This is a genomic window from Amycolatopsis sp. GA6-003, assembly GCF_046267895.1.
Taxonomy (GTDB): domain Bacteria; phylum Actinomycetota; class Actinomycetes; order Mycobacteriales; family Pseudonocardiaceae; genus Amycolatopsis.
This window is the reverse complement of the sequence record NZ_CP176499.1, coordinates 335,053-361,892: the sequence shown is the minus strand read 5'-3', so window position 1 is coordinate 361,892 and position 26,840 is coordinate 335,053. Positions and strand designations below refer to the sequence as shown.

The following is a 26,840-nucleotide window of genomic DNA, read 5'->3' as shown; positions in this document are numbered from 1 at the left end:
CGGGACGGCTCGGTTCGCCTTGCCAGCCAAGGCTACCCAGGTTCCGGAGAACCACGCATCGCCAGCGCCCGGGCCGGGCGCCTGCGGTGTCGGGTCGACAACGTACCGCAGTTTGTCAACAGCTCCCGGCCGATCCGCGACGCGCCCCAGGAGGCCGAGACCAGGGACCGGAGAGTTCTCCGGCGGGAACTCGGGAATTCCCCGGCGCGAGGCGCGAGGTCGGCGGGCGAATACCGGGACGTGCCCGGCACCGAGGCGCTCCGGCGCGCCGTCGTCATCCGGGAGCACGCGGGCCGGACGGATCCTCCGGGGAGAGGTCCAGCTCGGCCCAGACGGTCTTCCCGCCGGGCCGGGGCGTCTGGCCCCAGCTCTCGGCGATCGCGTCGATCAGGGCCAGCCCGCGTCCCCCGCCGGCGTACCCTTCGCGGCCGCGGGCGAAGTCCGGGAGGGAATCGGAAACCTCGATCAGGATCCGGTCTCCGCGCAGCGACAGGGTCAGCTCGCACGGCGGGCGGGCGTGCCGCATCGCGTTGCAGGCGATCTCGTCCAGCACCAAGCGCACGTCGGCCAGCGTGTCCGGGTCCGTGCTCGGGCGGTGCCGGCGCACGAACGCCTCGGCCTCGCCCCGGATCACCCGCAACGTCGTGAAATCCTGTTCCAGGGCCAACTGCAGCCGGGCGGCGGCGCCCGCGTCCTCCGGCGGTTCCGCTCCCGCGGGCAAGCGACTGTGCTGAAACTCCTCCACACTCACGCTTGACCTCCTCCTCGGCCTGCATTGTGCCCGCCCGGAACCGCGCGGTTCGACGCGGACACTCCCCACGTGCTCGCGGCGCTCGGACACCCCCGCGTCCGGCGGCAACTCCGGTCGCCGCCCGCCCCAGTCAACGGCCGCGGCATCCCGCCTCTCGCGAGTGCCGGTTCTTCCTCCTGTCGAAGACAGCGAGTACCCGCTGCCCGAAACGGCAAACCAGAATCGCGGATCACCCCGGACAGCGGGCCCGTCCCGGCATTTTCCGGGCCGCACTTCGGCATTCTTCGCTCGCGGCCCGCGGTTTGAACCGATCCCGGCGCGGGAATTCGGGGTGCGCTGAGCAGCGCTGCTTCCCCGCGCGGGGTTCGAGGAACACCTTGCACGAGAAGAGGTCATCGACGTGAGCGACACCACTGAAAACAAGGCCGAGGAACTCAAGGGCAAGGCCAAGGAGGCGCTCGGCAACGCCACCGGGAACGAGCAGTGGCAGGCCGAAGGGAAAACCGAACAGGCCAAGGGCGCGCTCAAGCAGGCGGGAGAAAAAGTCAAGGACGCCGCCAAGAGCGTTAAAGACTAACCCGTAAGGCAGGCCTGCGGCCGGGACTTCGGTTCCGGCCGCAGGCCTGTGTCGCGCCGTGGCGCCTCTCGGGAGAGCCGAATCTCCGCCGGCGGCGGGCACTGCGTCCGTCAGCCCGCTGGTCCGGTTCGGCGGGCCGGTAGAGTGGGCCGGTGCTGCCAGTCGACTGGGCAGGGACGAGGAGGCTCAGGTGACTGACGTCGGCACGCGGAACGCCGAAGACTGGGAGGCCGACCGGATCGCGTTCGGCGCGGACCCGGCCGGCGACGGCTGGTCCCGGTGCGGCGTGGCTCTCGAGGGGCCGCTGGCCCGGCAGTTCGGCGCGCTCGCGGCGATCCTGCTCGACGCGGATTCCCTGCACGAAGCGATGGAACGCGTCCTGTCCGCCGCGCTGCGGATCGTCCCCGAGGCGGATCTGGCCAGCATCACGCTGCGGTCGCCCGACGGCGGGTTCCACACCCCGGTCTGCACGAGCGCGACCGCCGAGGAACTCGACCGGATCCAGTACGAAACCGGGGAGGGCCCCTGTGTGGAGGCCGCCCGGCACGAACGGCCCGGCCACGCGCTGGCCAACAATCTCCCGGTCTCGGACGCGTTCCCGGAATTCGGCAGGCGCGCCGGACAGCTCGGGTTCGGTTCCCTGCTGGCCGCGACCCTGCTGCCGGACCGCAAGTCCGACCTGCCGCCAGGCGCGATCAACCTCTACAGCCGCCGCGCCGGGGTCTTCGACGACGCCGCTGTCGACAACGCCCTCGTGCTGGCCTCCCACGCGTCGCTCGCGCTCTCCGGAACGGCCGCGCACACCGCGGCCGCGCTCAAGGAGGCCCACCTCCAGCGCGCCGTCGACACCCGGGACGTCATCGGCCAGGCCAAGGGAATCCTGATGAACCGCCGCGGGATCTCCGCGGACGAGGCGTTCGACATCCTGCGCCGCACGTCCCAGGACCTCAACGTCAAGCTCGTCGACCTCGCGCACACGCTGGCCGAACGGCACCAGGAACTCGACGTCTGACCGGCCCCCGGGAAGCGCGGGCAGCCGGACGTCCCGGTCACCCCTGGTCGAGTTCGCCGTGCCGTCCGGCGAGGGTGCGGGCCAGGTCGACCAGTTTCACGTTCAGCTCCTGAGAAGTCCGGCGCAGCAGGTCGAACGCCTCGTCGGCGGTGAGGCCCTGCCGGTTCATCAGGATGCCTTTCGCCTGGCCGATGACGTCGCGGGTGTCGACGGCGCGCGCGAACTGGGCGCGGCGGACCTCGGCCAGCTTTCTCTGGTGCGTGTTCGCGAGCGCCAGCGACGCGTGCGTGGCCAGCAGCAACACGGCGCCGCGGTCGATCCCGGTCAGGCCGTCGGGGCGGCGGGAGTAGATGTTCAAGGAGCCCGCCAACTGGTCCGGACCGGGTGCGGCGGCGAGTCCGGCGGAGAGCACCGCGCGGCAGCCGAGTGCGCTCGCCGCGGCGGTGAACCGCGGCCACCGGGTCTCGGCGGTCAGGTCCGCGCTGGCGACGAAGCCCGGTCCGTCCGCGCGAACCGCTTCCACGCAGGGACCTTCTCCGGCGCGGTACTGGACCTGGTCGAGCCGGGCGGCGGCCTCCTCGCTCCGCGCCGGGGTGGAGAACCGGCCGCCGGGCTCCCGCACGGTCACGCTGACCAGGTCCGCTCCGGCGACCAGCGGCTCGGCCGCGCGGACGACCTGGCGCAGCGCGTCGGCGATCGAGGTCGCGGAGAGCAGCGACCTGGTCAGCGAGCCGAACCGGCCCGCGGACTCCCCGGCGGCCCGGCCCGGCTCGGCAGCTGGCGGGTTCGTTTTCCTCGCAGCGCATTCGTTTTTCGTCTCGCCCGGCAGCCGGACCGGGCTTCGGCGGACCGGAAGGCGATTTCCCGGGCCGGTCTCGTGCCGCAGCGTCGCCGACGGGGCCTCCCCGTAGGCGGCGCGGTAGTGCGCGGCGAACACGCTCGGCGCGTAGCCCCATCGAGCGGCGATCCGCGCGACGGTGTCCTGCTCCGGCACGGCGGCGCGCAGTTCCGCCCGGGCGCGGTCGAGGCGGGCCCGGCGCAGGTAGGCCATCGGGGTGGTGCCCAGGTGCCGGCGGAAGGCCAGCTGGACCGCCCGGGCCGAGACCCGGGCCGCGGCGGCGATTTCCGCGATGTCGAGGGGCCGGTCGAGGTTGGCTTCGATGAACGCGATCGCGCGGCGGAGCGTCCGCGAATGGGTGTCGAGCCCGTCTCCGGCCCGCTCGCCGGACGCGGTGTTCGGGAACGCGTTCAGCACCGCCGCGGCGAGGTACTGCGACACCGTCGCCACGGCCAGCGGATTCTCCCCGACCCCCGGCACGCCGAGTACGTCGTCGCGCAGGTGCGCGATCGCGGACCGCAGGTGCTGCGCGGAGCTGGTGTCGACCGGCCGGTGGCCGAGCAGCCGCACCGGCTGTTCCGCGCCCGCCGCCTGGCTCAGCAGCGCCGGATCGACCATGGTGACGCTGTACTTGGCGCGCGCGATCCGGCCGGTGAAGGGGCGGTCCGAGGGCGAGAAGGACACCAGGTCCCCCGGGCCGAACGTTTCCGCTTCCGGCCAGCCGTCCACGCGGTGGTCCTCGATCGTGCCGGTCGCGATGTCGCACAGGCAGAGCATGCCCAGCGCCTCGACGTCGTAGCGCATCTCGAAGGACAGGTCGAACTGGTCGGCGCTCAGCCCGTCCACGGCGAGCCGGCTGATGTGCGTGCCCGCCCGGCCGGTGTCGCTGCCGATGCGCATCGGTGCGTACGCGCTGTTCAAGAACGCTTCGGTCCGGCCGAGATCGTCGCTGTCGAAGGCCAGCGAGCGCACCGGGACGGTCGCGGCGAACGGCTGAGGCCCGTCGTCGGCGAGCGCTTCGGCCAGCGAGGCGGCCCGCCGGACGGCCGGACCGGCACTGTCCAAAACGGACTCGGGGGTCCGCTGCGGGTCCGCCACCAGCACGCAGTCGCGCTCGCGGGCGAACGAGAGCACCGCCCGGGCCAGCCCGGCGGAAACCCGGCCGACGCCGCGCAGATCGACCACCGCGCGCGTTCCGGGCGCGAGGCCGCCGGCCGCGCTGCGCAGGGCGTCGAGGATCTCGGCCGGGCCGGTCGTCTCGAACTGGTCCGGCAAGGTCAGCACCACGGCGTTCCCGATGTGCCGAGGGGTGATCTTCAGGTCCGTCACGGCCGCGGCGCGCCCGCCGTCCGTGCGGCCGGACGCCGGGCGGCACCCGGAACGGACTGGCGCGCCGGTCGCTGCGGCAAGCGGGATGTTCGGCACTCGGCGGTCGCCACACGCACTCCTCGGAGCGGGCTGGACCGGGCGCCGGGCGCGCCACAGCCAGCGGGTTGTGGACGCTGCCTGCTTAACGCACCGAGGAAAAAGCTTACCGGCACCGCCTTCCGCCAGCGCAGGGCCTCGGGCATCGCCCGCCGCGGGCTTCAGCTCTTCCGCCGCCTCCCCCGCGATTCCGCCGGCCGGCGGGATCGCCGCCGCCAGCACGGCGCACCGCACCGCGGCCGATCGTCCACTGTGGACCGGCCGGCCGCGCGAGTACCTCGAGCCGCTGTCCGCCCCGGCGGAAAGCCGGGAAGCCGCCGGTTACCCGCGGCCGTGCCGGGTATCTCCGCCCCCATGGACACCTTGCTCGGGATCTACCTCAACGACCAGCTGGCCATGGGCCTGGCGTGGCGCGAACTGGCGCGCCGGGCCGCCCGCGGCAACCGGGGCACCGAGTTCGAGGTGCCGCTGCGGGAGGTGGCCTCGGCGATCGCGGAGGACGTCCGGACTTTCCGCGGAATCATGCAGGCGGTGCCGGTGCGCGCGAACCCCGTCAAGGCCGGGATCGCCCTCGCGGCCGAACGGCTGGGGCGGCTCAAGCCCAACGGCAGGCTCACGTCGTACTCGCCGCTGAGCCGGTTCTGGGAACTTGAGGCGCTGGCCATGGGCATCGAAGGCAAGAAGATCCTCTGGACCACGCTCCGCGACGCGGCACACCTCGGAAACCGGCTGGCCGACGTCGACTTCGACGCGCTCCTCGTCCGCGCGGACCGGCAACGCGACCTGTTGGAACCGGCACGGGTGCGGGCTGGCGAGGAGGCGTTCGCCGGAGGCTGACGCGACCTGAACTCGCGCAGCCCCGGCACGCAGAAGCCATCGGCCCCGAGGAAAGGAAAACCCATGAACCAGCACGAGGCCGCCGCTTCCCGGCGGCCGGTCCAGACCGCGGCTCTGTTCGCGGCGGCGGCCTTTCTCGTCGTCGGCGTGCTCGGCTTCATCCCGGGCGTGACGACCCACTACGGCGAACTCCGGTTCGCCGGTCCGCATTCCGCGGCCGCGTTGTTCGGCGTGTTCGGGGTTTCGGTGCTGCACAACCTCCTCCACCTGCTCTTCGCCGTCGCCGGGTTCGCCGGCGCCCGCACGCCCACGGCCGCCCGCATGTTCCTGATGCTCGGCGGTCTCGCCTATCTCCTGCTCTGGATCTACGGCGCGGCGATCGACAAGCACAGCGCCGCGAACTTCGTCCCCCTCGACCACGCCGACGACTGGCTGCACCTCGGTCTCGGAGCCGGCTTGCTCGTCCTCGGCGTCGCGGGCACCGCCGTCGAACGCGCGCGCGGCCAGTACCCGCGGCGCAGTCCCGCCGGAAAACTCCCGGAAGACGCCTCCGCCGACGACGAAGGACAACCGTGACCGGTTTGCCGCCGCGGCGGCCCGGGTAGCCGGAGAATTCCCAATCGGACCACCGAGGAAAGGCACCATGGCTGCTGCAGCGCATTATGTCGAGGTCAACGCTCCCGCCCAGGCGTGCTACGACTGGTGGCGCCCGCTGACCCGGCTCCCGGAACTGTTCTCCGACGTCCGCTCGGTCGAAGCGCTCGACCACGACGGGACGCGCACCCGGTGGAAGGTCGCCGGACCGGCGGGGTCCACAGTGGAATGGGAGGCCCGGATCGCCGAGGACGCGCCGCCGCGCAAGATCGCCTGGACCACGGCGGACGACGCCGATCCGGACGTGCGCAACTCCGGGGTCGTCCGGTTCGAGGACAAGGGCGACGGGCGCACCGGCGTGGAGATCTCCCTCGAATACCAGCCCCCGGCGGGCAAGCTCGGCGAGGCGGTCGCGTCGCTGCTGGCCGATCCGCAGAAGAAGGTCGAGCGCGCCGCCGAGCAGTTCCGGACCGTCATCGAGGCCCGCTGACCTGCTCTCGGGCGGATCGGGTCGCGGTCAGGCTGATTCCAGCCTGCGCGTGAACGCGACCCGGTCCAGCCCCGGCCCGTCGTAGTCCGGGAGTACGTCGGAAACCTCGAACCCCATCCGGGCGTGGTAGGCGCGGGAGGCGGCGTTCTGCGGGCTGGTGATGCACTTCACCTTCCGCACCCCCCGTTCGCGCACCTGGCCGAAGAACCATTCGTACAACGTCCGGCCGATCCCCCGCCCGTGCAGTTCCGGGTCGACGCCGACGAAGTGGATGTAGGCGGTGTCCGGGTCGGTCTGCGAAACGAAGCCGATCAGGAACGCCGCCAGCGTCCCGTCCGGACGTTCGGCCAAGCGGCTCGTCGTGGTGAAGTGCTGGAAGTACAGGCGCGGCACCAGCAGCGCCCGCTCCTTCGCACCGGCTTCGCCCTTCAGCCCGCCCCACCACGGGCCCAGCGCGGCCAGCACGCGCGCGTGGTCGGCTTCGGTCGGCTGGCGGAAAGTCAGGTCGGCGCTCATGCCCCGAGCCTCTCGTTTCCGCGCCCGCCGGGCAACCGGGTTATCGGCGCGGATCGACGTGCACCTTCGGCGCGCCCGGCGGCCGCTGCCCGCCCAACACCGCCGCGACTTCGTCCAGCCCGACCGTCGCGGCCACCAGCGGGCGCGGGTCGACCTCGCCGGACGCGTACGCCTCGATCGCCTGCGCCAATCCCGGCGATCCGCTCAGCACGCCGATCGCCGTGACGTCCTTCAACGCCAACATCCGCGTGTCCAGCAGGCTCGGGGTCCCGGACAGTCCGATGCAGACGATCCGGCCCGCCGGTTCGACCGCCTCGGCGGCGAGCGCGGGAGCCGCGGGATCGCCGGTCGCGTCGACCACCGCGTCGAACGGCAGCTCCGGAACGCTCGTCCCGGCCGGGAAACCCAAGCCCCGCGCGAAATCCACCGACCACGGCGTCGCGCCCACCAGATGCACCTCGCTGCCCGCGGCCCGGAGGAACAGCGCGGTCAGCAGTCCGATCGTCCCCGGGCCGAGCACCAGCACCCGCTCGCCCGCGGCCGCCCGCGCCGCCCGGCAGGCGTTGCCGCCCGGTTCGGCCAGCGCGCCGGCGACCGGGTCCAGCCCTTCCGGCAGTTCGTGCAGGGAGCGCACCGGCACGGCGAGGCGTTCCGCGAGCGCCCCGGCCCGGCCGCCGCGGATGCCGACTTCCTGCCGGTCCGCGCAGACGTGCTGGTGCCCGGCCCGGCAGCGGCGGCAGTCCCCGCAGCCGAGCATGGTGTCGCCGGTGACGCGGCGGCCGACCCACGCGGGATGCACGCCGGGACCGGCCTCGCAGACCCGGCCGCACCATTCGTGGCCGAGCCGCATCGGGTAGCGGGCGTGCCCGTCGGCGAGGTACTGCATTTCGCCGGTGAAGAACTCGACGTCGGTGCCGCACACCCCGGCCCGCTCCACGTCGACGACGACCTCGCCGACCCCGGCCACCGGCTCCGGCACCTCGGCCGGACCGGCCTCCCCCGGTCCGGTCACCACGAACGCCCGCATGGCCCGATCGTAGCCGCGCTCAGCCGGTCCCGCGCTCGCGCAGGAACGCCGCCGTCGCCGGATCGGCCGGGTAGAACGACTCGATGACCAGTTCGGCGAGCGTCACGTCCAGTGGCGTCCCGAAGGTCGCGACCGTGCTGAAGAACGTCAGCTCGAGGTCTTCGTGCCGGTAGCGCAACGGCACGAAGATGTCGCCCGGCCCCGGGATTTCCACCTCCGGGACCTCGTCCTCGCACGGATAGCCGCGCAGTTCCGCGAGCAGCTCGGCCAGCCCGGCGTCCGCGGTCTGCTCCACCTGGCGGCGCAGCCTTCCCAGCAGATGCGCGCGCCACTCCCCCAGATTGAGCACCCGCGGAGCCATCCCGTCCGGGTGCAGGGTCGCACGCAGGACGTTCACCCGGCCGGTCAGCAGCGCCGGGGAAATGCCCTCGGTCAGCACGCCGAGGCTGAGGTTCGCGTCGACGAGATTCCAGCCGCGGTCGACCACCGCCGCCGGATACGGGTCGTGCCCGGCGAGCAGCCGCCGGACGGCCTCGCGGACCACGGTCATCTCCGGCGCTCCCAGGTCGGACTCGCCGTACGCCGGCGCGTAGCCCGCGGCCAGCAGCAGGCGGTTCCGTTCGCGCAGCGGGATGTCGAGGTGCTCGCTCAGCCGCAGCACCATGTCCCGGCTCGGCTTGGACCGGCCGGTCTCCACGAAGCTCAGGTGGCGCGTCGAGATGTCCGCGGAGATCGCGAGGTCGAGCTGGCTGACGCGGCGGCGGTCGCGCCATTCCCGGAGCAGTTCGCCGATCGGGGCCTTCACCGTGGTCGTCACCCGACCGACGCTACGGCGTCGCCGGGCGCGAGACCATTACCCGCGAGGTAACGGCGCGTGCACCACCAACGCCTCGGCGAGCGGCTTGCGGTCGAGGTCCGGCACCTCGCAGTCCGGCGCGGGATAGCCGACCGGGAACAGGATGTACGGCCGTTCGGTCGCCGGGCGCTCGAAGACCTCGTTGAGGAAACCCATCGGGTTCGGCGTGTGGGTGAGCGTCGCCAGTCCCATCGTGTGCAGCGCGGTGATGAACATGCCGCACGCGATGCCGACGCTTTCGTTGACGTAGTAGTTCTTCCGCAGCGAACCGTCCGGCAGCGGAGTGCTCTTCTGCGCGAACGCGACCACCAGCCACGGCGCGATTTCGAGGAACTCCTTGTGCTCGTCGGTCTCGAGCCGGGCGAGCGCCGCGTGCCAGTCCGGCGCGTTGCGCTCCCGGTAGAACTTCCGTTCCTCCACCTCGGCCGCCTCGCGCACCGCGCGTTTCACCTGCGGGTCGGAGGTCGCGACGAACGTCCACGGCTGGTGGTGCGCCCCGCTCGGCGCGGTGTTCGCGATCCGCACCGCGGTCTCGATCGCCTCCAGCGGCACCGGGTCCGGGGAAAACCAGCGGACCGACCGGCGCCGGTCGAGCAGCCGGTACAGCTCCTGCCCGCGCGCGAGGCTCTCCTCCGGGGACAGCCGCGGCGGCGCGTAGGGGACGAACGGGTGCTTGTGCCGGGTCATGCTCCGACCCTGCCGCGTCCGCGGTCATCGGTCCAGTTCACATTCCTCGTAAAGGACATAAGCTGGACTGATGTCTCCCTCGTTGCGCCAGCTCGAGTATCTGGTCGCGGTCGCGGACACCGGCGGCCTCACCGCCGCCGCGGACAGCTGCCACGTGTCGCAGTCGGCGGTCTCGCTGGCGCTCGCTTCGCTGGAACGGACTTTGGGCGTGCAGCTGATCCTGCGCGGCCCCGGCCGGACGACCGCGCTGACCGACGCCGGCCGCCAAGTCGTCGGCGAGGCCCGCGCGGTGCTCACCTCGGTCGCCGAACTCGGCACCCTCGCCCGGGATTTCGGCCAAGACCTCGCCGGACGCCTGAACTTCGGCTGCTACACGCCCCTCGCGCCGCTGCACGTGCCCGCCGCGCTGGCGACCTTCCGCACCCAGCACCCGGAGGTCGAGGTCAGCTTCGTCGAAGGCACCCTGCCGGACCTGCAGCACCTCCTGCTGGAGGGCCGCTGCGACCTCGCCGTGCTGTACCGGCAGGACCTCGTGCCCGGAATCGCGGTGGACAAGCTGTACGACCAGCCGCCGAGCGCGCTCCTCCCTGCCGCGCACCCTTTGGCCCGCCGCAAGACGGTTTCGTTGCGCGCCTTGGCCGAGGAGCCGTTCATCCTGCTGGACGTGCCGCCGTCGGAGCGCTATTTCCGGGACGTCTTCGCTTCCGTGGGCCTGCCCATGCCGGTCGCGCACCGCACGACGAGCTTCGAACTGGCCCGCGCATTGGTCGCCCGGGGTCTCGGCTACACGCTGTCGGTGCAGCGACCGCCGCTGGAGCTTTCCGTGGAGGGCACGCCCTTCGCGGTACGTCCGCTGCGCGAGCGAGTCCCGACGACGCCGGTCGTGCTGGCCCGCGCGGAGGGCGCGCGGCTGACCCGGCGAGCCGAAACGTTTCGCGCCTTCTGCCGGGAGTTCTTCGGGTCTAGAGCGTAATGCCGCGCGGTTCGCGCCCGAGAAGCTCGGCCAGCAGCGGACTTGTCTCGGCGAAGTGGCCTTGGCGGGCCGCCTGGAAGAAGGCGAGCTTCATGCGCGCGATCTCCTCCGGTTCGCCCGCGGTCCACTCGTCGTCAGGCACGACTACCCGCTTCACCTCGCGTCCGCTGACCCGCGACGCCAGTTCGGCCACGTCGTCGAACGTCACCGCCTTTCGCGCGGTCAGCGTCACCGGTCCGGCGAATTCCTTGTCCCCGGCGAGAATCACCGCCGCCGCTTCGGCGACGTCGGCCCGGTCCGTCCAGGACACCGGTCCGTCCGCCGGCGCCTGGATCACCCCGTCCTCCCGCCAGTTCCCGAGCAGCCAGCCGATGCTGTGCGCGTAAAACCCATTGCGCAGCGCCGTCCACGCGACGCCGGACTCGGCGAGAATCCGTTCGGTCGCCGCGTGCTCCGGCCCCGGCGGGAATGGGGTGTCCATCCGGGAATTCTGATGACTGGTGTACAGAATCCGTTGCGCCCCAGCCGCTACCGCCGCCTCGATGCCCGCGCGATGCAAGCTCACCCCATCCGCGTGCGGATCATTCGAGGACACCAGCAGAACTTTTTCCGCCCCCTCGAACGACTTTCGCAGAGCCTCCGGATCCGCATAGGAACCCTGCCGCACTCGCACTCCCCGATCCGCGAAGCGCTGCGCCTTCGCGACGTCCCGGACGCTGACGCCGATCTCCCGCGCGGGAACACGCTTGAGCAGGTGCTCCACAGTCGCCCCGTTCAGCGCACCCGTTGCCCCCGTGACCACGATCATTCCCGAAACTCCTTCCGTCCCAGCAGCGGCAGCAGGATGTCCTCCACGAGATGCCGCAGAAACCGGTCGTCGCACGGCTCTCCGGCGAAAACGATCCGGTGCACGATCACCGCCGGTGCGACCTCGCCGAACAGCTCCGCCGCGCCGGGCGCCATTTCCTTGCTCGGCAAGGACTCCGCCATCGCCGCTCCGTCGCGGCGCAGAATCCGGCGCATCTCGCCGGCGAGCCGGGAATCCCCGCGCATTCCCGCGAACAGCGCGCCCAGCAGTCCGATTTCCTGCTCGGCGATCTCGCGCGCCAGCCACCGCACGACGGCCAGCAGGTTCTCCCGGAGCCCGCCGGCCCCCGGCGCGGGCGGGGCCGAAGTCTGCCGCTGCTCCACCGCCGCCGCGACGAGAGCCGCTTTGTCGCGGTACCGGCGGTAAATCGTCGTCTTGGCCACCCCCGCCCGCGCCGCGACGGACTCGATGGACAACTGGTCGTAACCCACCTCGGTCAGCAACGCCAAGGCCGCCTCGTGCATCGCGGCGTCCCTGCGGGCATCGCGCGGCCTGCCCACGCCGGAGGTCTCCATCGGCGGCCCCTTTTCGATACGCTACCGTCTCGTATCGAAACTACGCCCGAGCGAGTCCCGCGTCAACTCGGCCACGGCAGCACCGTCAGCTCCGGCCACTGTTCCTGCCAGCGCCGGGCTTTCGCCTCGTAGCTGCTCCGCGGCGCGTGCCCGGGATTGGGCCGCACGACGAGGTTGAACATGTCCGCGAACCCGTGCGGCGCGTAGACCTGCCACTCCCCTTCGCCGTCCAGCCGGATGCCGAGACAGGGCGTCGTGGACGGAAAGGAGTCGATGGCCGCTTCGGTCGACGGGTACGGCGCGCACGGCACGCCGAAGCGGTCCTCGTACCAGAGATGCACCCGTGCCTCGTTGCGGATTTCCACCACGGCCGGAAGGTCCCCGAACTTCCGGGCTCCCGCCTCGATCACCGAGTTCTCCGCCTCCCAGCTGAGGTCGGAGTCGTCGAAGTAGAACAGGTCGTAGTCCTTGATGCCCTCGGCGGGCGGGCGTCCGGTCACCACGTTCCACACGGTCTGGCACAGGCAGCCCGCGGTCAGGTACCAGCCGGGGAGAGCCAGCTCCGCCGCGCGCGCCAATACTTCCGGCACCAGCTCGTTGCGAGTCACGATCTCGCGGAATTTGCCGAGTTGCCCGTCGATCGCCAGACGTCCGTAGTCCATGCCCCGGTTTAGCACGGCGAACCGATTACCTCCCGCGTAATCGACCAGCCGCCGATCCTCCGACAGGCTTGGCCCTACCGAAAACGGGACGACACAAGGAGAACCCCGCAATGACCACCACCGCACCGACCGCCGCCGACCTCGCCCGCCGTTACGTCGACGTCTGGAACGAGACCGACCCGCAGCGGCGCCGCCGGCTCGTCTCGGAGGTCTTCGCCCCGGGCGCCACCTACACCGATCCCCTCGGTTCGGTCGCCGGGCAGGACGGGATCGACGGGTTCATCGGCGGCGCGCAGGCGCAGTTCGCCGGGATGGTCTTCAGCCTGCCCGCGGAGCCGGACGCGCACCACGATCTCGCACGCTTCCAGTGGCACCTCAGCGCCCCGGGCAGCCCCGAGCCGGTCGCGATCGGGTTCGACGTGATCGAGATCGCCGGCGGCCGGATCGCCAAGGTGCACGGCTTCCTGGACAAGATTCCGGGCTGACGCGCCGCGACTGTGGTCTTGACCACAGCCTGAGGTTCAGACCACCCGGGAGGTCTGAACCTCACCGGCGCGGCCGCCACGCCGAAGCGCAGGCGTGGCCCTCCCCACTCTGTCCGTACCCCGCGGGGCGCCTGAGAGTTTCACCCGCGTGGATAGCCGGGTTTGCACCGTCGGCGGCACCGGCTGGTGGTCTCCTGCCGATGCGCTTTCCAGAGGCGTCTCGTCCGCGCGGTCCAGGGTGCCTGAGAGGTTCCGGGGAGGACTTGCTCCTTCGGCGCCGGGCCGGGGATGCCGGTCCGGTCTCTCCCGCGCGGGTTCGTCGATCGCGCGCCCAGTCTAGCGCGGACGAAGATCAGCCCGTGCGGCGGGCGTTGCGGCGCTGGGTCAGCTCGTCCGGCACGACGGCCTCGACCAGCCCGCCGTCGGCGCGCTCGGCCGGGAACTCGTGGATCGTGCCGCTGATCTCCTGCATCGCCCCGCTGACCGCGATGCCGAACACGCCCTGGCCGCCCTGGAGCAGATCCACGATCTCCTCCGGCGAGGTGCATTCGTACACCGTGGCCCCGTCGGAGAACAGCGTGACCTTCGCCAGGTCGCGCACCCCGCGCACGCGCAGGTGGTCCACCGCGACGCGGATGTTCTGCAGCGAGACCCCGGTGTCCAGCAGGCGCTTCACGACCTTGAGGACCAGGATGTCCTTGAACGAGTACAGCCGCTGCGACCCCGAACCGTGCGCCGTCCGGATGCTGGGCGCGACCAGCTTCGTGCGCGCCCAGTAGTCCAGCTGGCGGTAGGTGATCCCGGCGATCTGGCAGGCCGCGGGACCGCGGTAGCCGACCAGTTCGTCGGGCAGCGAGGCGTCGGGGAACAGCTCGCCCTGCTCGCCGTCGGCGACAGGTCCGGCGGGTATCTCCGGACGACCAGCCTCGACCACCGCAAGCCTCCCCTCGCCCGGCCTCGCGGCGGGGCGTTCGACAGGCCGGTCGAGCCCAGGATCGGGTTCGGCCGGGGAAAACTGCCACGAGCGCGCCGGGCCGGCGAATCACATCGTGGCGATTTACCGCCTTTGACGGTAAGGCTGCGCCGCGAGCCGGTCAACGCGACGCGCGGCGGACCTCGAGGCCGTGTCGAGGCTTTGGCCCGTTCGCCGTACGGGATTGCCATTTTTTATCCAGCCGAGTAACTTATTACTCATGCAAGTAAGCATCGACACGCAAGCCGAACTCGGCCTCAGCGTCACCGAGGCCACCACCCGGGCGCAGATCATCGGCGCGACCATCGCCACGATCGCCGACCACGGGTACGCGCGCACCACGTTCGCGCGCATCAAGGAGCGGGCCGGGCTCAGCAGCACGAGGCTGATCTCGTACCACTTCACCAACAAGGCCGGCCTGATGCAGGCGGTGCTGAGCACGGTGTCCGAGACCAAATCGGAATACCTGCGCAAGCGCAGCGAGGGCGTCGACCCGGCGGACCGGCCGGGGAACCTGCGCGCGTACATCGAAACGTCGGTCGCGTTCCTGCGCGACTACCCGCAATGCGAGCGGGTGCTGGTCGAAATGGCCGCACACGCCGACGACCGCGACGGCTGGGCGATGACCGGCGTGCTGGTCGGGCAACTGCGCACCGGGGCGCTGCAGCGCCAGCTGGAACAGGGCCGCAAAGAAGGGGCCTTCGGCGACATCTCACCCGAGATCGTGGCACTGTCCATCGCCCAGGCCATCGACGGAGCCGCGGCCGCCTACGCCAACGACCCCTCGCTCGACCTCGACCGCTACGGGCGGGAGCTGGCCGACCTGTTCACCCGCGCCACCGCGCCGTGAACGCTTGCCCGGCGGGAGACCGCCGGGCAGGGGCGCTCAGGTGTCGGCGCCGCGGAAGTCTTCCGGGGAGACGGAGTCGAGGAACTCGCGGAACTTCTCGACCTCGTCCTCCTGCTCGTCCGGGATGATCAGCCCGGCTTCCTCGAGCACCGCGTCGACCGCGTGGATCGGGACGCCGATCCGCAGCGCCAGCGCGACCGAGTCGCTCGGGCGGGCCGAGACCCGGATGTCGCCGTCGAAGACCAGCTCGGCGAAGAACGTGCCTTCCTTGAGGTCGGTGATCACGACCTGCTCGAGCTCGCGGCCGAGCGCGCCGATGACCTCTTTGAGCAGATCGTGGGTCAGCGGCCGGGCGGGCCGGACGCCTTGCTGTTCCAGGGCGATCGCGGTGGCTTCGACCGAGCCGATCCAGATCGGCAGGTACCGCTCGCCCTCGGTCTCCCGCAGCAACAAGATCGGCTGATTGGCGGGCAGTTCGACCCGCACTCCGACGACGCGCATCTCGCTCATCGGGCTTCGCCTCCCTCTCGTGCACACGGGCCGCAGCGCTCGCGACGGCTGACGACCGTTGTCTCCGACGCTACCCGTCATCCGGGCGCTGTGCTCGCTCGCAGCGGACTTTCTCGGTTCGTGGTCTCGCGAACCGTCTCTCACGGTACGGCATCCCGGCGCTGAGGTTCAGTCATTGACAAGTGACGGAAACCGCGTCTCGGGAATACAGGGGTCAGTCGCCGGCGACGCCGCGGAGGCCGGCCTTGACGAGCAGCGTGTGCAGCGTGACCGACAGCGCGGCCAGTTCGCGCACGACCTCGTCCGCGCGCGCCTTCGCGTCCGCGTCCCGATGCCGGTACGCCGGGGTCACGATCTGCTCCAGCAGGCCGACCTCGCGGTCGGCCGCGGCGCGGAACGCGCGCAGGTGCCGCGGTTCGAGCCCGAATTCGGTCATCGCCTTGACGGTGCGCGCGATCAGCACCGACTCCGGGCCGAAAAACCCCGCCGCGCCGGGGCGCAGCAGGCCGTACTGGCACAGCTCGGCGAGCAGCGCGTCGTCGATGCCCGCCTGGTCCAGCAGGTCTTCCTGGGTGAGCCGGGTGTCCGGCCCGGTCGCGAAGTCCGCCGCCGCGGGCAGTCCGGCCGGATCGCTCCCGTCGCCGAGCGGCACGAGCCGCCGCGGCAGCTGCGGAGCGGACGGGACCGGCGCGGGCGGCTGCGCGCCCGCGTCGGCCGCGTCGAGCTGCTCCTTGATGACCTTGAGCGGGAGGTAGTGGTCGCGCTGCGCGGACAGCACGTACCGCAGGCGTTCCACGTCCGCCGGCGAGAACTGCCGGTACCCCGAGGGCGTGCGGCCCGGGCGGACCAGGCCTTCCGCCTCGAGGAAACGGATCTTGGAAATCGTGACATCGGGGAAGTCCCCGCGCAGCTGCGCGAGCACCGCCCCGATGCTCAACCCGTCCCGCCGGGCCTCCTGACGACCGGGCTGCCCGGCCGCCGTCACTGCGCCCCCTGGCCCCCGTGCCCCGGGCCGGTCAGGAAGACCAGGCGGAACTTGCCGATCTGCACCTCGTCGCCGCCGGCGAGGACAGCCTGGTCGACCGGCTCGCGGTTGACGTAGGTGCCGTTCAGGCTGCCGACGTCGATCACGACGAACTCCCCGCCCTCGCGCCGGAATTCCGCGTGGCGGCGGGAAACCGTGACGTCGTCGAGGAAGATGTCGCTGTCGGGGTGCCGTCCCGCGCTGGTGGTGTCGCGGTCGAGCAGGAAGCGGGAGCCCGCGTTGGGGCCGCGCTTCACGACCAGGAGGGCGGAACCCGGCGGCAGGGCGTCGACGCCCTGCACCGGTGCCTCGGCGGCCGGCGCGGACTCCTGCTGGCCTTCCATGTCGGCCAGGAAATCGGCCCGGAAGACAGAGGTCCGCTCCGGAGACTGCTCCGGGGGAACGCCGGGCCCGTCGTTCGTGCTCACCTGAGCTCTCCTCTACGCATGAAGTGTTGTCATCGACCAAGAACGTGTAGCTGTCAACGTACCGTGCCCGACCGGCCCGGAACCCTCGGGCTCCCCTTGCGGCCCGCGGCGCCGGGCCGGGCGGCTCAGCCCTTGATGAGCGCCTGGTACGCCTCGGCCTCGAGCAGCGCCTCGAGACCGGCCGGGTCGTCGAGCCGGATCTCCACGAGCCAGCCCTCGCCGTAGGGGTCGGAGTTGATGAGCTCCGGCGAATCGGAGACCGCGGAGTTGACCGCGACGATCTCGCCGTCGACCGGCGCGAACAGCTCCGAGACGCTCTTCGTGGACTCGACCTCGCCGAACGGGTCGCCCGCCCCGACCTGCTTGCCGACCTCGGGCAGGTCGACGAACACGACGTCGCCGAGCTGGTCCTGCGCGTATTCGGTGATGCCCACCCGCACGAGCGAACCCTCGCGGGTCGCGACCCACTCGTGCTCCTCGGTGTAGCGCAGTTCTTCCGGAGTGGTCAACGCCGCTCCCCTTCCTGGTGCTGGCTTCAGTGCCGACAATCTTCTATCACCGGGTGCGCAGCGCGCGAGCCGCCTGCACGACGTAGAGCGCGCCGGACCAGACATACAGGACGCCGCCCCAGACCATGAACGCGTACGCGATCGGCCGGGCGACCGCGGCGACGTCCGAACCGCCCTGCGTGAGCAGCAGGAACGGGAAGGCGTACATGAGCACGAACGTCGCGCCCTTGCCGAGGTAGGTCACCTCGGGCGGCGCGAACCCGCCGCGGCGCAGCAGGATCACGCACACACCCAGCACCAGCTCGCGCAGCACCAGCGGGACGACGACCCACCACGGGATGATGTCGCGGATCAGGAACGCGACGAGGGTGGCGAGGATGTTGAGCCGGTCCGCGGCGGGGTCGAGCAGCTGCCCGAGCCGCGACATCTGGTCGAGCCAGCGGGCGAGCTTGCCGTCGAGCCAGTCGGTGAGCGCGGAGAAGACGAGGACCGCGAGCGCCCAGCCGTCCTCCTTCGGGCCGAGCAGCAGCCACAGGAACACCGGGACGCCGGCCAGGCGCAGCAGGGACAGCAGGTTCGGGATGGTGAGCGCCTGCCGCCACAGGGAGGGCTCGGTCTGGGGCTCGTCGGGGACCGTGGTCACGCGGCCAGCCTAGAGCGGGCGGGATCGCGAGGTTTGTCCTGGCGGGGTGAAAGCCGGGGCCGCGGCTGTGCTGCGGCGGGGCTTCCGGCGCGGGAGGCTCCGGCGGGTGCTCCGTCCGGGCCCGCGGCGCCTCCGACGGCGGGATGGACGGTGCGGGCTCGCTCGCCGATGCTGCAGGGGGCGTTCGCGGTGCGGCCAGGGGTGATCGGCGCACCGGCGCGGCTGGATCGGTTCGGCTCGACGCCGGATCGGTTTGGCTGGGTGCCGGATCGGTTTGACTCGGCGCTGGAACGATTCCGCCGGAGCCGCGAGCAGGTCGGTGCGGCGGGCGAATCAGCCCGGCAAGCCCCGCGGCGCCCGTCGCGAATCGACCCGGCAAGCGGATCGGCGGGCAGGCGAATCGGTGCGGCTCGCGAACCGGCGCGGCGGATGGATAAGCACGGCTGACGATCGGTGCGGCTGGCAGACCGGCGCGCCTGGCGGATCAGCACGGCTGGCGAATCGGTGCGGCAGTCGGATCAGCACGGCTGGCGATCGGTGCGGCAGTCGGATCCACGTGGCGGGCGAACCGGCGCGGCTGACGATCGGTGCAGCGGCCAATCGGTGCGGCGGACGTATCCGCGCGGCAGTCGGATCCGCGCGGCAGTCGGATCCGCGCGGCAATCGGGATCCGCGCGGCAGGTGAATCGGTGCAGCGGCAGGGAAAACCCGGATCCGCCGGGCGGCGGCCGGAACCCCTCCCCGGTTCCGGCCGCCGTCCGGCGGAAGTCTCAGCGGGTGCGGCGCCTGCCGGCCGCGCGGCGGTGGCTCCAGCCGCGGCGGCGCAGCTGCGCGGTGCTCAGCGTTTCCGGGCGGCCGCGGCCGTCGGTGCCCACCCAGCGGGGGCGCACGCCTCCGGCTTCGAGGACGTAGGGGCGGCCGCCGCACCACACCACGCTGCAGGGTTCGGTCGGCGGATCGGCCGGGTCGTCGTCGGTCTCGGCCGCGGGGGCGGTTTCGGTGCTCATGCTCTCGGTGACTCGTGCTCTCTGGCGTCGGGCTTCGGGGACCTGGAACGCGCGGGGCGCCTGCCTTCTACGTCGGCGCCGGACCGCCGGGCGTTAACCGTCCCGGAGCGAATTCCTCCGAACGATGGGTCCCGGCGGTGCGGATTTCCCGGTCCGGACCCGGAAATCCACCGTCCACAGTAGACTCAAGAAGGCGCGTCCCGGTGTGTCGGTGCCGCTCAGCGGGGGCGCGAGGGGCCAGAATGGGCTCGACCCCGGCGAAAGGATCGCGGTGCTCCCGTCGAAAACCGTGTACGGGCCGCTGTGCGCGGCTGTGGTGGTTTTGCCCGCGCTCACCGCCTGTTCGGGGGATCAAGCGCCGCCGGCAGCCGTGTCGTCGGCGCCCTCCGCGATCGCCTCGGCCGCGCCGAGCACGCACGCTCCCCCGCCGCTGCCGCAGACCGGGACCGCGAGCAGTCCGCCCGCCGCGCCCAGCGGCGCCCCGGCCGCGCCGAAACCGTCGAAACCGGCTCCGCCGGCGACCCCGGGCACGTGCGGCACCGTCACCGCGGCGAGCGGGACGACGTTGTACGTCTACGACACCAAAGCCATCCCGTGCGCGGACGCGATGGCGCTGGTCAAGAAGTTCCACCAGGCCATCGACGGCCGTCAGGCTCCGGGCTCGAACAACCCGGTCAACGCGACGGTCGACGGCTGGCTGTGCGTTTCCGGCCCGCCCGCCGCGCAGGGCGGCACCACGTGCAGCAAGGGCGAGCAGACCGTGCTGGCGGCGGTGGTGCCGGCCGAATGAGGCCGGCGCCGCCGCGGCTCAGGACTTGAGGTCCGGGAAGTCGTCCTCGCGGAACTCGCCCTCGGGCCGCTCGCCGCCTTCGCGGCCGCGCAGTTCGACCCGGCGGATCTTGCCCGAGATGGTCTTCGGCAGGTCGGCGAACTGCAGCCGCCGGATCCGCTTGTACGGCGCGAGGTGCTCCCGCGCGTACGCCAGGATCGCCCGCGCGGTTTCGGCGGTCGGCTCGTGCCCGGAGGCGAGCACGACGTACGCCTTGGGCACGGCCAGCCGGATCGGGTCCGGCGCGGGCACCACGGCCGCCTCGGCGACCGCTTCGTGCTCCAGCAGGACGCTCTCCAGCTCGAACGGCGAGATCCGGTAGTCCGAGGCCTTGAAGACGTCGTCGGTGCGGCCCACGTAGGTGATGTAGCCGCGTTCGTCGATCGAGCCGACGTCGCCGGTGTGGTAGTAGCCGTTCGCGAACGCGGCGGACGTGCGCTCGTCGTCGTCCGCGTAGCCCGCCATCAGGCCGACCGGCCGGTGCGCGAGGTCGAGGCAGATCTCGCCCTCGTCCGCGCGCTCGCCGGTGACCGGGTCGACCAGTGCCACGACGAACCCGGGCAGCGGACGGCCCATCGAACCGGCCACGACGTCCTGGCCCGGCGTGTTCGCGACCTGGACGCTGGTTTCGGTCTGGCCGAAGCCGTCGCGGATGGTGACGCCCCACGCCTTCTCGACCTGCTCGATCACCTCGGGGTTGAGCGGCTCCCCCGCGCCGACGACCTTCTTCGGCGGCGTCCGCAGCGCGGTCAGGTCGGCCTGGATCAGCATCCGCCACACCGTCGGCGGCGCGCAGAAGCTGGTGATCCCGCAGCGGTCCATCTGCGCCATCAGCGCGGCCGCGTCGAACCGCGCGTAGTTGTACAGGAAGACGGTCGCTTCGGCGTTCCACGGCGCGAAGAAGTTGCTCCACGCGTGCTTGGCCCAGCCCGGCGACGAGATGTTGAGGTGGACGTCGCCCGGCTCCAGCCCGATCCAGTACATTGTGGACAGATGGCCGACCGGATACGAAACGTGCGTGTGCTGCACGAGTTTCGGCTTCGCGGTGGTGCCCGAGGTGAAGTACAGCAGCAGCGGGTCCTCGGCCCGGGTGACCCCGTCCGGGGTGAATTCGGCCGCCGAGGCGTACGCGGTTTCGAAGGCGTGCCAGCCGGAAACCGGTTCGCCGACCGCGATCCGCGTGTAGTCGCCCGCGACGCCGGCGAACTTCTCCGTGTCGGCCGAACGCACGACCACGTGCTTCGCGTTGCCGCGCTCGACCCGGTCCGCGAGGTCGGCCGGGCCGAGCAGCGTGGACGCCGGGATCACGACCGCGCCGAGCTTGATCGCCGCGAGGATGGTCTCCCACAGCTCGCCCTGGTTGCCGAGCATGACGATCACCCGGTCGCCGCGCGAGACGCCGAGGCCGCGCAGCCAGTTCGCGACCTGGTTGGACCGGGCCGACATCTCCGGGAACGTCCAGCGGTTCTCGGTGCCGTCCTCTTCCACGATCCACAGCGCGTACCGCCGCGCGTTCGCGGGATCCGCCGCGATCCGGTCGAACCAGTCGGCGGCCCAGTTGAACTCGTCCAGCCGCGGCCACGCGAACTCGCGGTAGGCGGTGTCGTAGTCCTCGCGATGGGCCAGCAGATAGTCCCGCGCCGCGCGGAATGCCTGGTAGCCGGTGACCTCAGCGCCGTTGCTCACGTCGTGCTCCTCGTGCTCGCTTTCCCGTGCCTGTTCTACTCGCCCTTGAACTCCGGCGCTCGCCGCTCCAGGAACGCCTGCACGGCTTCCTGGAGGTCCTTGCTGGGCAGGAACGCGGAGTTCCACGCGGCGACGTAGCGCAGGCCCTCGGCGACCTGGCGTTCGGTGTTCGCGGACAGCACCTGCTTGGTGCCCTGCACGACCAGCGGCGGGTTCGCGGCGATCTCCGCGGCCAGCTCGCGGGCCTTGGCCAGCAGCGTCTCCTGGTCCGGGTATACGTCGTTGACCAGGCCGATCTTCTCCGCGCGCGCGGCGTCGATGTCCTTGCCGGTCAGGGCGAGCTCGCGGACGTGCCCCTCGCCGATGATCGGGGCGAGCCGCTGGAGGCTGCCGATGTCGGCGACGATGGCGACCTTCACCTCGCGGACGCTGAACTTCGCGTCCTCGCTGGCCAGCCGGACGTCGGCGGCGGTGATGACGTCGACGCCGCCGCCGATGCACCAGCCGGACACCGCGGCGACCACCGGTTTGCGGCATTCGGCGATCGAGCTGACCGCCTGCTGCAGCCGCTGGACCTCGCGGTGGAACTCGGTGCGCGGCCCGGCCAGCGCGTCGCCGGCCAGCAGCGGGGCCCAGTTCCCCATCATCGCGGGCAGGTCGAGGCCGTAGGAGAAGTGCTTGCCGCTTCCGGCGAGGACCACGGCGCGCACGCGCGGGTCGGCGTCGAGGGCGGCGAACACGAGCGGCAGCTCGCGCCAGAAGTCGGGGCCCATCGCGTTGCCCTTGCCCGGGCCGAGCAGGGTCACCTCGGCGACCGGGCCGTCGAGGGCGACACGGAGCGAGACGAGTTCGGGAAGGGCGGCTGCAGGTTCGGTCATGCGGTCATCTTGACTCATCCCCGCCACCCCGGCCCAACCGGTTGACACTGTGCCAACGACGCTCCGGGATGCTTTCCTGGAGACCCGAGGTGGAGAGGGAGGCGCCCGTATGGACCCGGCACCCGCGCCCGTCGCCGACGCCCCGCCGGCGGAACCCCCGGCGGCCCGCAGGACCCGGCCGATCGAGCTGTCCGGCTCGTTCCGGCACGAGGGCCAGCGCCTGTGCTACACCGAATACGGCAGCGGCGACCGCGTCGTGGTGCTGATGCACGGGATCATGTTCACCCGCCGGATGCACGCGCCGCTGGCCCGGCGGCTCGCCCGCGCGGGGTTCCGCGTGGTGACCCTCGACCTGCTCGGGCACGGCGATTCGGACCGGCCGACGCAGTCGTGGCGCTATTCGATGCCCGCGTTCGCCGAGCAGGCCGTCGCGCTGCTCGACCACCTGGAGATCGAGGACGCGGTGGTCGGCGGCACCTCGCTGGGCGCGAACGTGGCGCTGGAGGTCGCGGTGGCCGCCCCGTCCCGGGTGCGCGGGCTGGTGGTCGAAATGCCGGTGCTGGACAACGCGATCATCGCCGGGCTGCTGACGTTCGCTCCCCTGTTGTTCGCCGCGCGCTTCCTGCCCGCGACGGTGCGCGGCGTCGCGCTGGCCGCGCATCTGGTGCCGCACGGGAACCAGTGGGTGGATGTGCTCACGGACACGCTGAGCCAGGAGCCGGCTCCGATGGCCGCGCTGCTGCACGGCGTGCTGTTCGGCCGGATCGCTCCGCCCAAGTCGATCCGGGGCACGATCGCCGCGCCGACGCTGGTGATCGGGCACGAGGGCGACCCGATCCACCCGTTCGGCGACGCGGGCAGCCTCGCCGAGGACCTGCCGAACGCCGAGTTCGTGCAGGCCCGCAGCCCGGTCGAGCTGCGGTTCGACCCGAAACGGCTGACCGCGGCGATCCGGGACTTCGCGTTTCGGCGTTATCCCCCTGCCTAGTCGCGAGGGCGCGGGTCAGTCGGCGGACAGGTCCGGCGGAGCCTGCAGGTCGTGGGCGCGGAACAGCACGGCGTGCTCGACGCCCATCGCCTTGCCGCTCATCGCCGCGAACTGCGGGATGAAGTCCGCGGGTGCCGGATGGTCCGGAAGCGCGGCCAGGTACGCGGCGTGCGCCTCCAGGGACGCGACCCCGCGCCGCAGCGGTTCGCCGGTGACGTCGACGCCGTGGGTCGCTCCGGAGCCGGGCAGTCCGGGGACGAGGTACCAGCGGGCCGAATGCGGCGCCAGGCCCTCGTCGTCGATCTGCTCCGGGAAGACCCACCGGTTGCCCGCGTCGAGGGTCGCGAGCCCGGCGGCGCGGTGGTCGGCCTGGTCGAAGCCGTAGGGCGTTTCGAGTGTCGAATCCGCAGCCGAGCACGACGTCGGGCTTGAACCGGCGGATCTCGCGGCAGATGTCCCGGCGCAGGTCGAGGCCGTACACGAGCACGCCGTCCGGGTGTTCGAGGACGGTCAGGTGCTCCACGCCGACCGCCGCACAGGCGTTGCGCTGTTCGGCGACGCGCAGGCGGGCGGTCTCCTCGGGCGGGTTCGGCATGCCTGCCTCGCCGCGGGTGAGCAGGAGGTACCCGACTCGATGCCGCGCGCGGTCCAGCGCGCGACGGCCGCGGAGGTGCCGTACTCCATGTCGTCCGGATGCGCGACGACGCACAGCACCCGCCGGAAGGACTCTTCGGGCAAAGCAGGCAGTGTCATGCGGCCATCTTCGCGCTCCGACGGCCCGTTGTCCGCGTTATCCGGCCTGATTCCGGTCCAGTCCGGCGACCGGGCCGAACACGATCACCGCCGGCGGCCGCACGCCCGCGGCCGCCGCTTCCTCGGCCACCGAGGCGAGCGTGGACCGCAGCACCCGCTGGGTCCGCATGGTTCCGTCTTCGATCACCGCGACCGGCGTGTCGCCCGGGCGGCCGCCTTCGAGCAGGGCGGCGGCGAACTTCGGCAGCCGTTCGACGCCCATCATCAGCACGATCGTCCCGCGCATCCGGGCCAGCAGCGACCAGTCGACCAGCGACCGCTCGTCGCCGGGCGCGACGTGCCCGGACACGACGACCACCTCGTGCGCGACCCCGCGGTGCGTCACCGGGACGTCGGCCACCGCGGGCACCGCGAACGCCGAGGTGATGCCCGGGACCATGGTCACCGGCACGCCGGCCTCGGCGCACGCCTGGACCTCTTCGAAGCCGCGGCCGAACAGGTATGGGTCGCCGCCCTTGAGCCGGACGACGAACTTGCCTTCCTTGGCCTTCTCGACGAGCGTCCGGTTGATCACGTCCTGGCTCGCCGCGCGGCCGTACGGGATCTTCGCCGCGTCGATCACCTCGACCTCCGGCGCGAGCTCGTCCAGCAGGTCGCGCGGGCCGAGCCGGTCCACGACCACGACGTCGGCGCGGGACAGCAGCCGCCGGGCGCGGACCGTGATCAGGTCCGGGTCGCCGGGCCCGCCGCCGACCAGCGCGACGCCGGGCAGCGTGCCTTCCGGATGCGGCTGGCGGCCGTCCTCGACGGTGCCCGCGTGCAGGCCGTCCAGCATGGAATCGCGGACCGCGGCCGAGCGGAGCGGCTCGCCGCCGGACAGGACGCCGAACAGGAGACCGCCGTGCCGTCCGGTCGCCGGGGTCACCGCCGAACCGGATTCGCCCTCGTCGGCGCGGACGCAGAAGACGCGCTCCCGCTCCGCCTCAGCGCAGATCGCGGCGTTGGTCTCCGGATCGTTGGTGCAGGCCAGCGCGTACCACGCTTCGCGCAGATCGCCCTCGGCGTAGCGGCGCTGATGCCAGACCAGTTCGCCCGCGTCCGCCATCCCCTGCACCGACGGCGTCGTGTGCGGCGACACCAGCTCGACGCGGGCGCCCGCGCTGATCAGCCGGGGCAGCCGGCGCTGGGCAACGGAACCGCCGCCGAACACCACGACGCGGCGTCCGGTCAGGTTCAGGCCGGAAAGGTAGTGCGGGTCGTCCATGCGCGGAAGTTTATGGGCGAGGCGCCGGTTCGCACGGCGACCGTGGGTCATGCCACGCCGGAGGGCCGGCTTACGCCGCCGGGGCTAACGCCGCGGGGAAACACCTCGGCTGTTCGCACCCAAATCCGAAGCCGCGGGAGTAATTCGCGATTCGGACGTACCACCGGCGCGTCCGGGAGCGACTGCGGAGCACACACGGCAGCACATGGGGAGGCATCATGGCCAGGAACAGAGTGAGCAGGCGAAGACGCGCGGGCGCGGTGGCGGCGGCGCTGCTCGTGTTCGCCGCCGCGACGACCGGGACCGCGCAGGCCGACCCGGCCGCGCCGACCGATCTCGCTCCGCTGCCCGGGGACGACCAGAGCATGGCGCTGGCGGTCAACGAGTCGGGGGTGGTGGTCGGCACCTCGTCGGCAGGCCGCGACCCGCGCCTCGACCACCCGGTCCGCTGGGACCCCGCCGGCCATGCGACGGCGCTGCCCACGCCGGGCGCGGCGCAGGGGCAGGCGCGCGCCGTCAACAGCCACGGGGTCGCCGCGGGTTATGTGCTGACCCCGACCGCCGCCATCCCGGCGCGCTGGGACGCCGCGGGCCAGCCGACCCTGATGGAGCTTCCGCCGGGCTACCACAACGCGATGGGCGAGGCGATCAGCGACACCGGCGTCGTCGTCGGGGAATGGCTTACGCCGGACGACCTGGAACACCCGTTCCGCTGGGACCCGGACGGCCGGGTCACCGACCTCGGCACGCTGCCCGGCGACACGTGGTGCATCGCCACCGGCATCTCCGCCGACGGCACGATCGTCTCCGGCCTGGACACCAACCCGGTGAAAGCCCACTCGGTGCGCTGGGTGAACGGCGGGCCGATCACCGACCTGGCCCCGACGGCGTGGGCGAGCGCGAACAACGTGATGAACCGGGACGGCACGATCGGCGGGCACCTGACCGACGTCGAGCACGGCACCTCCGCTCCGGTGACCTGGGACCGGAACGGGGTGCTGCACCGGCTGGACTGGCCCAGCCCGCATCCGAGCTGGCTCGACCAGGTCGGCCCCACCGGATACGTGACCGGCAGCGGCTATCTCTATCCGCCGGACCGGGATTCGGTGCTGTGGGACCCCGACGGCAACGTCGACGTGATCGACGGCGACATCGCGGGGGTCGATTCGAACGGCAACGCGGTGGGAGCTTCGCAGAACCGCGCGACGGTTTGGTACGAGAACGGGAACATCGTGCGGTTCGGGATCCTGCCGGGCGGCAGTTACAGCAAGGCGGAGTGGATCACCGACAGCGGGTACGTCGTCGGGAGTGCGAACACTACTGGCTACAAGACGCATGCGGTGGCTTGGAAACTCCGTTAGCACCGGTCGCGGCTGGGCGGATCT

At 72.0% G+C, this 26,840-nt stretch carries 30 protein-coding genes, 1 pseudogene and 1 riboswitch; of the genes and pseudogenes, 11 read left to right on the top strand and 20 right to left on the bottom strand.

The features are described from left to right. Nucleotides 1-274: 274 nt before the first annotated feature. Nucleotides 275-751: an ATP-binding protein gene (locus F9C12_RS01685; RefSeq protein WP_409464470.1), complete on the bottom strand. Its 477-nt coding sequence runs from the start codon at nucleotides 749-751 to the stop codon at nucleotides 275-277. Between the two features lie 400 nt (nucleotides 752-1,151). On the opposite strand from F9C12_RS01685, the gene F9C12_RS01680 reads away from it, so the two are divergent. Both F9C12_RS01680 and F9C12_RS01675 read left to right on the top strand, forming a co-directional pair. Further along, complete coding sequence (locus tag F9C12_RS01680; protein ID WP_409180203.1) at nucleotides 1,152-1,328, top strand: CsbD family protein; 177 nt, start codon at nucleotides 1,152-1,154, stop codon at nucleotides 1,326-1,328. Nucleotides 1,329-1,518: 190 nt separating this feature from the next. Then, a complete protein-coding gene (locus F9C12_RS01675; protein WP_409180202.1) occupies nucleotides 1,519-2,340 on the top strand; it encodes an ANTAR domain-containing protein in 822 nt (273 codons plus the stop codon). A 37-nt stretch (nucleotides 2,341-2,377) separates the two neighbouring features. On the opposite strand, the gene F9C12_RS01670 is transcribed toward F9C12_RS01675, so the two are convergent. Continuing rightward, nucleotides 2,378-4,507, bottom strand: a complete 2,130-nt coding sequence (locus F9C12_RS01670) for an ANTAR domain-containing protein (protein ID WP_409464469.1) — start codon at nucleotides 4,505-4,507, stop codon at nucleotides 2,378-2,380. Between the two features lie 450 nt (nucleotides 4,508-4,957). On the opposite strand from F9C12_RS01670, the gene F9C12_RS01665 reads away from it, so the two are divergent. The 3 genes from F9C12_RS01665 to F9C12_RS01655 all read left to right on the top strand — a co-directional run bounded on the left by F9C12_RS01665 (nucleotide 4,958) and on the right by F9C12_RS01655 (nucleotide 6,524). Beyond that, nucleotides 4,958-5,440, top strand: coding sequence for a hypothetical protein (locus F9C12_RS01665; protein ID WP_409180200.1), 483 nt, complete (start codon nucleotides 4,958-4,960; stop codon nucleotides 5,438-5,440). A gap of 63 nt (nucleotides 5,441-5,503) precedes the next feature. After that, nucleotides 5,504-6,016: a DUF4383 domain-containing protein gene (locus tag F9C12_RS01660; protein ID WP_409464468.1), complete on the top strand. Its 513-nt coding sequence runs from the start codon at nucleotides 5,504-5,506 to the stop codon at nucleotides 6,014-6,016. Between the two features lie 67 nt (nucleotides 6,017-6,083). Further along, on the top strand, nucleotides 6,084-6,524 hold the full coding sequence (locus tag F9C12_RS01655) for an SRPBCC family protein (protein ID WP_409180198.1): 441 nt from the start codon (nucleotides 6,084-6,086) through the stop codon (nucleotides 6,522-6,524). A 27-nt stretch (nucleotides 6,525-6,551) separates the two neighbouring features. Here F9C12_RS01655 and F9C12_RS01650 read toward each other — a convergent pair whose 3' ends face one another. The 4 genes from F9C12_RS01650 to F9C12_RS01635 are packed head-to-tail and all read right to left on the bottom strand — an operon-like array spanning nucleotide 6,552 to nucleotide 9,610. Next, a complete protein-coding gene (locus F9C12_RS01650; protein ID WP_409464467.1) occupies nucleotides 6,552-7,040 on the bottom strand; it encodes a GNAT family N-acetyltransferase in 489 nt (162 codons plus the stop codon). 40 nt (nucleotides 7,041-7,080) lie between these two features. Then, a complete protein-coding gene (locus F9C12_RS01645) occupies nucleotides 7,081-8,067 on the bottom strand; it encodes a zinc-binding dehydrogenase (RefSeq protein WP_409180196.1) in 987 nt (328 codons plus the stop codon). 19 nt (nucleotides 8,068-8,086) lie between these two features. Beyond that, nucleotides 8,087-8,884: a helix-turn-helix domain-containing protein gene (locus F9C12_RS01640; protein WP_409464466.1), complete on the bottom strand. Its 798-nt coding sequence runs from the start codon at nucleotides 8,882-8,884 to the stop codon at nucleotides 8,087-8,089. 36 nt (nucleotides 8,885-8,920) lie between these two features. After that, nucleotides 8,921-9,610: a nitroreductase family protein gene (locus F9C12_RS01635; RefSeq protein WP_409464465.1), complete on the bottom strand. Its 690-nt coding sequence runs from the start codon at nucleotides 9,608-9,610 to the stop codon at nucleotides 8,921-8,923. A gap of 70 nt (nucleotides 9,611-9,680) precedes the next feature. Here F9C12_RS01635 and F9C12_RS01630 point away from each other — a divergent pair, with 70 nt between their 5' ends. Beyond that, the gene (locus tag F9C12_RS01630) at nucleotides 9,681-10,583 is read left to right on the top strand and encodes a LysR family transcriptional regulator (protein ID WP_409464464.1); all 903 of its coding nucleotides are present in this window, start codon (nucleotides 9,681-9,683) and stop codon (nucleotides 10,581-10,583) included. Here F9C12_RS01630 and F9C12_RS01625 read toward each other — a convergent pair. The 3 genes from F9C12_RS01625 to F9C12_RS01615 all read right to left on the bottom strand — a co-directional run bounded on the left by F9C12_RS01625 (nucleotide 10,573) and on the right by F9C12_RS01615 (nucleotide 12,628). Next, a complete protein-coding gene (locus F9C12_RS01625) occupies nucleotides 10,573-11,391 on the bottom strand; it encodes an SDR family oxidoreductase (RefSeq protein WP_409464463.1) in 819 nt (272 codons plus the stop codon). The genes F9C12_RS01630 and F9C12_RS01625 overlap by 11 nt on opposite strands. Continuing rightward, nucleotides 11,388-11,966: a TetR/AcrR family transcriptional regulator gene (locus tag F9C12_RS01620; RefSeq protein WP_409180191.1), complete on the bottom strand. Its 579-nt coding sequence runs from the start codon at nucleotides 11,964-11,966 to the stop codon at nucleotides 11,388-11,390. Before F9C12_RS01620 ends, F9C12_RS01625 begins: the two co-directional genes overlap by 4 nt. A 62-nt stretch (nucleotides 11,967-12,028) precedes the next feature. Then, complete coding sequence (locus F9C12_RS01615) at nucleotides 12,029-12,628, bottom strand: nucleotidyltransferase family protein (protein ID WP_409464462.1); 600 nt, start codon at nucleotides 12,626-12,628, stop codon at nucleotides 12,029-12,031. A 110-nt stretch (nucleotides 12,629-12,738) separates the two neighbouring features. Here F9C12_RS01615 and F9C12_RS01610 point away from each other — a divergent pair, with 110 nt between their 5' ends. Continuing rightward, on the top strand, nucleotides 12,739-13,113 hold the full coding sequence (locus F9C12_RS01610; RefSeq protein ID WP_409464461.1) for a nuclear transport factor 2 family protein: 375 nt from the start codon (nucleotides 12,739-12,741) through the stop codon (nucleotides 13,111-13,113). Between the two features lie 219 nt (nucleotides 13,114-13,332). After that, nucleotides 13,333-13,432, bottom strand: a riboswitch (glycine riboswitch). 33 nt (nucleotides 13,433-13,465) lie between these two features. Here the strand turns inward: F9C12_RS01610 and F9C12_RS01605 are convergent. Beyond that, nucleotides 13,466-14,047 (bottom strand): MerR family transcriptional regulator, encoded by a 582-nt coding sequence (locus F9C12_RS01605; protein ID WP_409180188.1) that lies wholly within the window; start codon nucleotides 14,045-14,047, stop codon nucleotides 13,466-13,468. Nucleotides 14,048-14,306: 259 nt separating this feature from the next. Between F9C12_RS01605 and F9C12_RS01600 the strand changes: the two genes are divergently transcribed. Further along, entirely contained in the window at nucleotides 14,307-14,936 is a 630-nt protein-coding gene (locus F9C12_RS01600) for a TetR/AcrR family transcriptional regulator (protein ID WP_409180187.1), read from the top strand. A 36-nt stretch (nucleotides 14,937-14,972) separates the two neighbouring features. On the opposite strand, the gene F9C12_RS01595 is transcribed toward F9C12_RS01600, so the two are convergent. From F9C12_RS01595 to F9C12_RS01570, 6 genes are all read right to left on the bottom strand, one after another. Continuing rightward, complete coding sequence (locus tag F9C12_RS01595) at nucleotides 14,973-15,446, bottom strand: bifunctional nuclease family protein (RefSeq protein ID WP_009078856.1); 474 nt, start codon at nucleotides 15,444-15,446, stop codon at nucleotides 14,973-14,975. A gap of 214 nt (nucleotides 15,447-15,660) precedes the next feature. Further along, the gene (locus tag F9C12_RS01590) at nucleotides 15,661-16,431 is read right to left on the bottom strand and encodes a MerR family transcriptional regulator (RefSeq protein ID WP_409180186.1); all 771 of its coding nucleotides are present in this window, start codon (nucleotides 16,429-16,431) and stop codon (nucleotides 15,661-15,663) included. Continuing rightward, nucleotides 16,428-16,898, bottom strand: a complete 471-nt coding sequence (gene garA / locus F9C12_RS01585; protein ID WP_009078859.1) for a glycogen accumulation regulator GarA — start codon at nucleotides 16,896-16,898, stop codon at nucleotides 16,428-16,430. The genes F9C12_RS01590 and garA overlap by 4 nt, the downstream gene beginning before the upstream one ends. Before the next feature lie 125 nt (nucleotides 16,899-17,023). After that, entirely contained in the window at nucleotides 17,024-17,407 is a 384-nt protein-coding gene (gene gcvH / locus F9C12_RS01580; protein WP_009078861.1) for a glycine cleavage system protein GcvH, read from the bottom strand. 46 nt (nucleotides 17,408-17,453) lie between these two features. Next, on the bottom strand, nucleotides 17,454-18,050 hold the full coding sequence (locus F9C12_RS01575; protein ID WP_409464460.1) for a CDP-alcohol phosphatidyltransferase family protein: 597 nt from the start codon (nucleotides 18,048-18,050) through the stop codon (nucleotides 17,454-17,456). 770 nt (nucleotides 18,051-18,820) lie between these two features. Next, the gene (locus F9C12_RS01570) at nucleotides 18,821-19,057 is read right to left on the bottom strand and encodes a hypothetical protein (RefSeq protein ID WP_409180184.1); all 237 of its coding nucleotides are present in this window, start codon (nucleotides 19,055-19,057) and stop codon (nucleotides 18,821-18,823) included. A 271-nt stretch (nucleotides 19,058-19,328) separates the two neighbouring features. On the opposite strand from F9C12_RS01570, the gene F9C12_RS01565 reads away from it, so the two are divergent. Then, the gene (locus tag F9C12_RS01565) at nucleotides 19,329-19,847 is read left to right on the top strand and encodes a hypothetical protein (protein ID WP_409464459.1); all 519 of its coding nucleotides are present in this window, start codon (nucleotides 19,329-19,331) and stop codon (nucleotides 19,845-19,847) included. 18 nt (nucleotides 19,848-19,865) lie between these two features. On the opposite strand, the gene F9C12_RS01560 is transcribed toward F9C12_RS01565, so the two are convergent. Further along, nucleotides 19,866-21,572: an AMP-binding protein gene (locus F9C12_RS01560; protein WP_409464458.1), complete on the bottom strand. Its 1,707-nt coding sequence runs from the start codon at nucleotides 21,570-21,572 to the stop codon at nucleotides 19,866-19,868. 35 nt (nucleotides 21,573-21,607) lie between these two features. Next, nucleotides 21,608-22,450, bottom strand: a complete 843-nt coding sequence (locus F9C12_RS01555; protein ID WP_409180181.1) for a crotonase/enoyl-CoA hydratase family protein — start codon at nucleotides 22,448-22,450, stop codon at nucleotides 21,608-21,610. A gap of 109 nt (nucleotides 22,451-22,559) precedes the next feature. Here F9C12_RS01555 and F9C12_RS01550 point away from each other — a divergent pair, with 109 nt between their 5' ends. After that, the gene (locus tag F9C12_RS01550) at nucleotides 22,560-23,438 is read left to right on the top strand and encodes an alpha/beta fold hydrolase (protein WP_409464457.1); all 879 of its coding nucleotides are present in this window, start codon (nucleotides 22,560-22,562) and stop codon (nucleotides 23,436-23,438) included. A gap of 15 nt (nucleotides 23,439-23,453) precedes the next feature. On the opposite strand, the pseudogene F9C12_RS01545 reads toward F9C12_RS01550, so the two are convergent. Then, nucleotides 23,454-24,191: pseudogene (locus tag F9C12_RS01545) on the bottom strand (PIG-L deacetylase family protein). Between the two features lie 37 nt (nucleotides 24,192-24,228). After that, nucleotides 24,229-25,455 carry a uroporphyrinogen-III C-methyltransferase gene (cobA, locus tag F9C12_RS01540; protein WP_409464456.1) on the bottom strand — a complete coding sequence of 409 codons (1,227 nt, stop codon included), beginning with the start codon at nucleotides 25,453-25,455 and terminating at the stop codon, nucleotides 24,229-24,231. A gap of 218 nt (nucleotides 25,456-25,673) precedes the next feature. On the opposite strand from cobA, the gene F9C12_RS01535 reads away from it, so the two are divergent. Beyond that, nucleotides 25,674-26,816 carry an HAF repeat-containing protein gene (locus F9C12_RS01535; protein WP_409464455.1) on the top strand — a complete coding sequence of 381 codons (1,143 nt, stop codon included), beginning with the start codon at nucleotides 25,674-25,676 and terminating at the stop codon, nucleotides 26,814-26,816. Nucleotides 26,817-26,840 lie beyond the last annotated feature (24 nt).